General features: G+C 42.0%; 11 protein-coding genes and 1 pseudogene. All 12 read right to left on the bottom strand.

What is annotated here, in order from left to right; all coding sequences use genetic code 11:
• Positions 1 to 708, bottom strand: a 708-nt coding sequence (gene truA / locus AB3112_RS06270) for a tRNA pseudouridine(38-40) synthase TruA (protein WP_367334125.1), incomplete at its 3' end; no start/stop codon positions are given.
• Between the two features lie 10 nt (positions 709 to 718).
• Positions 719 to 1516: an energy-coupling factor transporter transmembrane protein EcfT gene (locus tag AB3112_RS06265; RefSeq protein ID WP_084974732.1), complete on the bottom strand. Its 798-nt coding sequence runs from the start codon at positions 1514 to 1516 to the stop codon at positions 719 to 721.
• Positions 1513 to 2388: an energy-coupling factor ABC transporter ATP-binding protein gene (locus AB3112_RS06260; RefSeq protein ID WP_084974730.1), complete on the bottom strand. Its 876-nt coding sequence runs from the start codon at positions 2386 to 2388 to the stop codon at positions 1513 to 1515. Before AB3112_RS06260 ends, AB3112_RS06265 begins: the two co-directional genes overlap by 4 nt.
• Positions 2358 to 3191 (bottom strand): energy-coupling factor transporter ATPase, encoded by an 834-nt coding sequence (locus AB3112_RS06255; protein WP_084974728.1) that lies wholly within the window; start codon positions 3189 to 3191, stop codon positions 2358 to 2360. Before AB3112_RS06255 ends, AB3112_RS06260 begins: the two co-directional genes overlap by 31 nt.
• A 181-nt stretch (positions 3192 to 3372) precedes the next feature.
• On the bottom strand, positions 3373 to 3756 hold the full coding sequence (gene rplQ, locus AB3112_RS06250) for a 50S ribosomal protein L17 (protein ID WP_057911032.1): 384 nt from the start codon (positions 3754 to 3756) through the stop codon (positions 3373 to 3375).
• A gap of 28 nt (positions 3757 to 3784) precedes the next feature.
• A complete protein-coding gene (locus AB3112_RS06245) occupies positions 3785 to 4735 on the bottom strand; it encodes a DNA-directed RNA polymerase subunit alpha (protein ID WP_057911031.1) in 951 nt (316 codons plus the stop codon).
• Positions 4736 to 4828: 93 nt separating this feature from the next.
• Positions 4829 to 5218 carry a 30S ribosomal protein S11 gene (gene rpsK, locus AB3112_RS06240; protein ID WP_057911030.1) on the bottom strand — a complete coding sequence of 130 codons (390 nt, stop codon included), beginning with the start codon at positions 5216 to 5218 and terminating at the stop codon, positions 4829 to 4831.
• Between the two features lie 25 nt (positions 5219 to 5243).
• Positions 5244 to 5606: a 30S ribosomal protein S13 gene (gene rpsM / locus AB3112_RS06235; protein WP_057911029.1), complete on the bottom strand. Its 363-nt coding sequence runs from the start codon at positions 5604 to 5606 to the stop codon at positions 5244 to 5246.
• A gap of 24 nt (positions 5607 to 5630) precedes the next feature.
• Positions 5631 to 5750, bottom strand: a complete 120-nt coding sequence (rpmJ, locus tag AB3112_RS06230) for a 50S ribosomal protein L36 (RefSeq protein WP_013728483.1) — start codon at positions 5748 to 5750, stop codon at positions 5631 to 5633.
• Between the two features lie 34 nt (positions 5751 to 5784).
• Positions 5785 to 6003 carry a translation initiation factor IF-1 gene (infA, locus tag AB3112_RS06225; protein WP_008855782.1) on the bottom strand — a complete coding sequence of 73 codons (219 nt, stop codon included), beginning with the start codon at positions 6001 to 6003 and terminating at the stop codon, positions 5785 to 5787.
• Positions 6004 to 6129: 126 nt separating this feature from the next.
• Positions 6130 to 6786, bottom strand: a pseudogene (locus AB3112_RS06220) (adenylate kinase).
• A 36-nt stretch (positions 6787 to 6822) separates the two neighbouring features.
• Positions 6823 to 7708, bottom strand: an 886-nt coding sequence (secY, locus tag AB3112_RS06215; protein WP_367334124.1) for a preprotein translocase subunit SecY, incomplete at its 5' end; no start/stop codon positions are given.

Genomic DNA, 7708 nt, shown 5'->3' with positions numbered 1-7708 from the left:
CATCGTTCTGCGAGCCTGGTCACGATCCTTAACGGCGTATAAACGTAATATATCGTGCTCAGGGCGCATTCCCGATCCAATTTCAACAACTACCCCAACCATGATTCGAACCATGTTGTAGAGGAAGCCATTGCCATAAAACTCCATGCGAATTTCATTAGCATCTTTATCCAAGCTTGCCTTTGCTTCATAGATTGTCCGGTAGTTTGACCGAGCAGTTGACCCGGATGCGACAAAGCTTGTAAAATCATGCTCTCCCACAAAATCGGCCATCGCAGCTTGAACTTTATCGATGTCAATTGGAAAGCGCCAGTTGCCGGTATAGTTTCGTTTAAACGGATCCTTGAACTCACCAAGATCCAACCGATAAACGTAACGCTTTCCAGAAACATCATAGCGGGCGTGAAAATGGTCCGACACCCGCTCAGCCTTTTTAATTTCCATATCTAAGGGGAGCAAACTGTTCAAGCCACGATAAATTGCTTCCGATGGCAGATCAAAGGGAAAATCAAAGTGAACGACTTGCCCAAGGGCGTGAACACCGGCGTCGGTCCGGCCTGACCCGTAAACAACAATGGGTGGCTCAGGATTTTTAGCCATTATATTCACTTTTTGCGTTAACACCCCTTCAATCGTGCGCCGATTCGGCTGCCGTTCAAAGCCGCTGAAAAGTGTGCCGTCGTATGCCAATGTAACTTTGTATCGAATTGTGATCACCTCAATTTTTTCTAACGAATAATACAAGCACGCCAACGAGTAAAAAGACAATCCAACTAATGGTGTCTTTCCCCTTCCACTTGTAGACGCGATACTTACTTCGATGCTCGCTATCAGTAAACCCGCGGGCTTCCATCGCAGTTGATAAATTTTCTGCGTGGTTGATCGCACCCGTAAATAATGGGACCAAGAGCGGAACGGCAGCTTGAATCCGATGTTTGAGGCTTCCGGACCCAAAGTCAACGCCCCGTGACCGCTGAGCGTTTAAGATGGTTTCCATTTCGTCCATCAATGTCGGTACAAACCGTAATGCGATGGACAACATAAGTGCCAAGGTATCAACGGGAAATCGAATCTTTTTGAGTGGCTTTAGAACCGTTTGAACGCCATCCGCGATTGCCAAAGGCGTCGTTGTCAACGTCAAAACAGTTGAAATCATAATAATCAGCAAGAAACGAATAAAAATGTATCCGCCGTTGATCAGGCTCGTATCACTAATTGAAAACGGGCCAAAGTGCCAAAACACGTGGCCACCACTGCTGAAGAGGATTTGAAGCAAAACAGTAAAAATGATCAGCCAGATCAGTGGTCGAATCCCCTTTAGAAAATAACCGATCGAAACGCCAGAAAAAATAACGACAATTAAGATCAGCACGCTTAAAGCACCGTAAGCCCAAATGTTATTCGCAAAAAAAATGACAATGACGAAGTAAAAGCTGAGTAATAGTTTAGACTGAGGACTCATTTGGTGGATCCAAGAATTTCCAGGCAGGTAGCGGCCAAAAATAAAGTTACTCATTCTTTAGGTCCCTCCCCACCAGCAATTTTTGCAATCTCGGTAGCCAAATCATCAATCGTTAACGGCGTCTTCGTTAATTTGACACCCGCATCCATCAGCTTCATCGCAAATTCGGCACTGCTTGGCAAATCCAAATGCATTTTGTACACCCACTTAGGCGCCGCAAAGATCTCCTCAGGCCGACCATGCTTAACAATTTCACCCTGGTCCATCACCACAACGTCTGACGCATAATCAATCACATCGTCCATTTGATGTGTCACCAAAATAATGGTCATGTCATTTTGGTCGTGAAGATATTCGGCCAGATCCATGATCTCTTTGTGCCCACGTGGGTCCAACCCAGCAGTTGGTTCGTCTAAAATTAAGACCTCAGGCTTCATAGCGAGCACCCCAGCAATGGCGACTCGCCGCATTTGGCCGCCAGACAAATCAAAAGGTGAGTGATCTTCTAGTGATTCATCCAACCCGACCAGGCGCATGGCCTCAACGGCAGCACTTTTCGCCTCAGTTTCGGAGGCACCATAATTTTTTGGACCAAACATGACATCTTTAATGACTGATTCCTCAAAGAGTTGCTTCTCGGGAAATTGAAATACCATTCCAACATGTTGGCGAAGTTCTTTGAGATTTTTATTAGTTGTATTTGGCGTGATTGTGCGGCCAAAAACGTCAATCGATCCACTTGTTGGCTTGAGTAACGCGTTGATGTGTTGAACCAGCGTCGACTTACCGCTACCAGTATGCCCAATAATCGCCGTAAACGAGCCGGCTGGAATTGTTAAAGAAACGTTGTCCAGCGCATTCTGGGCAAACGGCGTCTTCGCTTGGTAGGTATGGGTCACTTTTGAGAAACGAATTTCTTTATCCATGCTATTAACCTCTCGTCGTTCATGTATTGACTATTTGGATCAATTCCATGTTGCTTTAAGGCAGCGATCAGCTGCGCCGTGAATGGTGCAGACAGGCCAAGTGATTGTAATTTAGCCGTTTCGCCAAAAATATTCTCTGGTTTATTTTCCTCGATGATCTCGCCCTTATTGACAACGACAACTTGATCCGCATGTGCTGCTTCATCAATATCATGGGTAATCGAAATGACGGTTAAGTTGTTGGCCGCCTTAATCCGAGCAACCAAATTCAAAATGTCTTGACGACCTCTGGGATCAAGCATACTGGTTGCTTCATCAAGAATAATAATTTTAGGACTGAGTGCAACGATTCCGGCAATCGCAACTCGTTGCTTTTGGCCCCCGGAAAGATTGGCGGGAATTCGGTCTCTAAACTCCCACATCCCGACGTCTTTCAAACTTTTTTCAACAATCTCATGCATCTGATCCCTGGGTAAACGTCGATTTTCAAGCCCAAAAGCGACATCATCTTCAACGGTGGCACCAACAAACTGGTCCTCGGGATTCTGAAACACCATCCCTATTTTACTCCGAACATCAAAAATATTTTGGTCGTTCACGATTAAGTCGTCAACAACAATCTGTCCTGACTTTAAAACAATTAATCCGTCTATTAGCCTGGCAAGTGTACTCTTACCGCTGCCGTTTTGGCCAATTAATGCTGTCCATTCACCTTCGTGGATGTTTAAAGACAAATGATCAAAAAGTAGTGGCTGCCCTGAATAATTAAATGAGATATCTTTAATTTGTATGATGTCTTTCATGATGACCCCCGCGGTCAATATCGCTTTTTATATGTACAAAAAAATCACTTACAGGTAACTGGCGCATGGGACAAGTCCCACATTCAAACTAGACTAGGAATAAGTGTTCCACCATCATAACGTTCTATACCAAAAACCTGAGTGATTCTCGTGATAACTATTTGATTTGGTTTAATACCAGTTAGTCAACTAACTCTAAAATAACCATTGGAGCACCGTCGCCACGACGAGGCATGGTCTTCAAGATTCGTGTATATCCACCATTACGATCAGCATACTTAGTAGCTAACTCGCCAAATACTTTTTGTAAAGCAGTAGTAACGTTAATGTCGTCACCATCTTCTTTAACATCAGCAACAACATCGCGAATGAACGCTGCAGCTTGACGACGAGCGTGTAAGTCACCGCGCTTACCGAGTGAAATCATCTTATCAGTAGTTGAGCGAACTTCCTTAGCTTTAGCTTCAGTAGTAACGATTTGACCATGGATAATTAAATCAGTAGTCAAGTTACGAAGCAAAGAGCGACGATGTGCACTACTACGTTGTAATTTCCGATAACCCATAATTGGATGTCCTCCTTCTTTATCTTTATTAGTCTTCTTTGCGAAGTGAAAGGCCTAATGCTGCGAGCTTCTCTTTAACTTCTTCAAGAGATTTACGTCCAAGGTTTCGAACCTTCATCATGTCAGGTTCTGTCTTTTCAGTAAGTTCTTGAACAGTATTAATGCCGGCACGTTTAAGACAGTTGTATGAACGAACTGAAAGGTCCAATTCTTCAATTGTCATTTCCAACATTTTTTCTTTGTGGGTTTCTTCTTTCTCAACCATGATCTCGGTATTCTTAGCTTCGTCGGTAAGATCAACAAACATTTCTAAATGTTCAGTTAAAATCTTAGCTGCTAAACTAACCGCTTCACTAGGGGTGATTGAACCGTCAGTCCAAACATCCAAAGTTAGCTTATCGAAATCATCGCGTTGACCAACCCGTGTACTTTCAACCTGATAGTTGACACGTTCGATTGGGGTATAAATAGAATCGACGGGTAGCACACCAATAGGCATCTCAGAACTGCGCTTTTTGTTTTCAACAGCTGAAACGTACCCACGACCTTTGTTGGCAGTTAACCGCATATGGAATGTGGCGCCTTCAGCAACAGTCGCGATGTGCAAATCAGGGTTCAGAACAGTTACATCACTGTCAGCTTGAATATCACCAGCAGTCACGTCAGCAGGACCAATTACATCGATTTCCAAATTTTCTTCTTCATCTTCTGGCCCATCTAATTTCAAAGAAATTTTCTTAACATTCAAAATAATCTGAGTAACATCTTCGACAACACCTTTAATAGTCGAAAACTCGTGCAAGACATCATCGATCTGGATGCTGGTAACAGCGGACCCAGGAAGAGATGATAATAATGTACGTCTCAAAGAATTACCAAGTGTTGTTCCATATCCACGTTCGAGTGGTTCAACGACAACTTCACCGTAATTCTTTGTTTCTTCAATTTTATGAATGTTAGGCTTTTCAAATTCAATCATTCTTATCATTAACCCCTTTCAAAACGCGTGAGTCTACATGCAAAATATCAATACGATCAAACAAAATAAACTTCACTATATTGAATGTCTTAATTAAACTCGACGACGCTTTGGAGGACGAGAACCATTGTGAGGTACCGGAGTAACATCACGAATAGCAGTAACTTCCAATCCAGTTGCTTGAAGTGCACGAATAGCAGCTTCACGGCCGGAACCAGGTCCCTTAACAGCAACTTCAACTGACTTCATGCCATGTTCCATTGATGCTTTAGCAGCGGCTTCAGCAGCCATCTGTGCAGCAAATGGAGTTGATTTACGACTTCCACGGAAGCCCAATGCACCAGCTGATGACCAAGAAACCGCATTTCCAGTGGTATCGGTAATCATTACTAAAGTATTGTTGAATGTTGAATGGATATGAGCAACACCAGCAGCAATATTCTTTTTAGCACGGCGCTTACGACTTGACTTTTTGTTTACCATAAAAACTCATGACCTCCTTCTCTAATTATTTTCTTCTACCTGCAGCAACCTTGCTACCTTTACGAGTGCGGGCATTATTCTTGGTATGTTGACCACGAACAGGCAATCCCCGACGATGGCGCATTCCACGATACGACCCAATTTCTTGGAGACGCTTAATATTCATACTTACTTCACGACGCAAGTCACCTTCAATTTTCAGGTTACTTACGACTTCACGGATCTTATCTTCTTGGTCTGGTGTTAAATCACGTACACGAACATCCTCAGAAACGCCAGCTTCAGCTAGAATTTTTTGAGCAGTTGTGTTACCAATACCAAAAATGTAAGTTAAACCGATGACAATTCGCTTGTCACGGGGTAAATCAATTCCGGCAATACGAGCCATTGAGCATACACCTCCTGTTTATGTTTATTTACCTTGGCGTTGTTTGTGCTTTGGGTTTGCTGAGCAAATAACCATTACTCGGCCTTTTCGTTTAATAATCTTGCAATGTTCACACATTTTTCGTACTGATGGTCGTACTTTCATTTTTAACCCTCCTCGAAAAAATTGAAGAAAAGGACTACTTAAATCGATAAGTAATACGTCCCTTACTTAAGTCGTAAGGAGACATTTCAACCGTAACTTTGTCACCAGGTAAAATTCGAATATAATGCATTCGGATTTTTCCTGAAACATGAGCCAAGATCTCGTGTCCATTCTCAAGTTCAACGCGAAACATTGCATTTGGCAAAGTTTCGACAACTTTTCCTTCAACTTCAATAACATTATCTTTAGCCACTCTATTACACCTCCAATGTTAAAATAGATTGAATTCCATTAAAATAAACTTGACAAACCTTTGACAGTTTAACACATTCATTATATTTCATCAATCCAACCGACTCAACACCTAAATTAGTAGCGTTTAGAGTGTGCTTAAGATCTCATCAACTTTTTGCCAAACCTCTTCAATGTTTTTGCTTCCATCAACATTGAACAGGAGATTGCGATCCTTATAAAATGCAATAAGCGGTGTATTCATCTCTACGTTAACTTTGAGACGATTTTTAACAGCTTCAGGCTTGTCGTCCTCACGCTGATAAAATTCATGACCGCCACACACATCACAGGTACCTGGAACTTTAGGCATGTGATACAACTTGTGATAAGTTGCACCGCAAGTCTTACAAATGAATCGACCAGATAGACGCTCCGTCAAAAGCTTAGGATCAACGTCAATGTTGATAACAGCAGTCAACGGTTTGTCCAAATCTTTAGTCATTGATTCAAGGGCATTTGCCTGCTCTAAAGTTCTTGGATAGCCATCCAATAAGAATCCTGGCTTAGTATCGTCTTTTGCTAATCGTTCTTTAACGATTCCGTTTGTAACTTCATCAGGAACCAAGTTACCTTTATCAGTGAACTCCTTAGCTTTAACTCCGAGTGGCGTGCTATTTGAAATAGCATCTCGGAACATATCGCCAGTCGAAATATGAGGAACATGTTACTTATCAACAATAAATTGTGCTTGAGTACCTTTTCCTGCACCAGGTAAGCCCATTAATATCAAATTCAAAGACATGTTGTTTCCTCCTCGTTTGAAATGTATTGATTGTTTCTAATCTTCAGTTGGTCGTGAATCATGAATAAATCCAACATATTCACGCTTCATCATCAATCCACGAATCTGACGAATCGTTTCAATGGCAACCCCAACAACGATTAGTAAACTTGTCCCACCTAATCCAATTGACTCGTCCAAGTTCCAAAGGTTTTGTGCAATTAATGGAATTAATGCAACAACACCAAGGAATAACGCACCAACTGTACTAAGCTTCATCAAAAGGTCAGAGACATAAGACTGTGTCTCGTGACCAGGCCAAACACCTGGAATGTAGCTTCCCTGCTTCTGCAAATTCTCAGAAAGCTTTTCCGGGTTAACCTGAACAAACGCATAGAAGAAAGTAAACATGATAATCAAAATTGTGTAAAAGGCAGCACCTGTTGGAGTCTGCATATTAAACAAATTGTTTAGTACTTGGAACCAAGTAGCAGTTGAGTAATTATTCGTAAATGCCATCAAAATTGTCTGTGGAGTTGCAATAAAGGAACTCGCAAAGATAACGGGAATAACACCAGCAACGTTAACCTTCAATGGAAGGTAACTGCTATCAGGTGATCCTGAAACTCTTCTGGTATATTGAATAGGTACTCGACGCTCAGCTTGTTGAACCCAAGTAACAAATGTAACAATAACCAAAACAATAATCAACAAGGCAACTGCGAACAAAATTGGTTGCCATAAGTCAGCACCAGTGACACCAACAAAATATTGGGTCCATAATGACTGAAGACCTACAGGAATCCGGGCAACAATTCCGGCGAAGATGATCATTGAAATACCATTTCCAATTCCTCGCTCCGTAATCATATCACCCATCCAAGTTGTTAACATTGTCCCACCAGTTAAGATTAAACCGATGATAACAAACGTTTTAATGCTT

It is taken from the genome of Lentilactobacillus sp. (assembly GCF_040773105.1).
GTDB lineage: Bacteria > Bacillota > Bacilli > Lactobacillales > Lactobacillaceae > Lentilactobacillus > Lentilactobacillus parabuchneri.
Note: the sequence above shows the minus strand (reverse complement) of the source record. Positions and strands in the feature narration are given on the sequence as shown.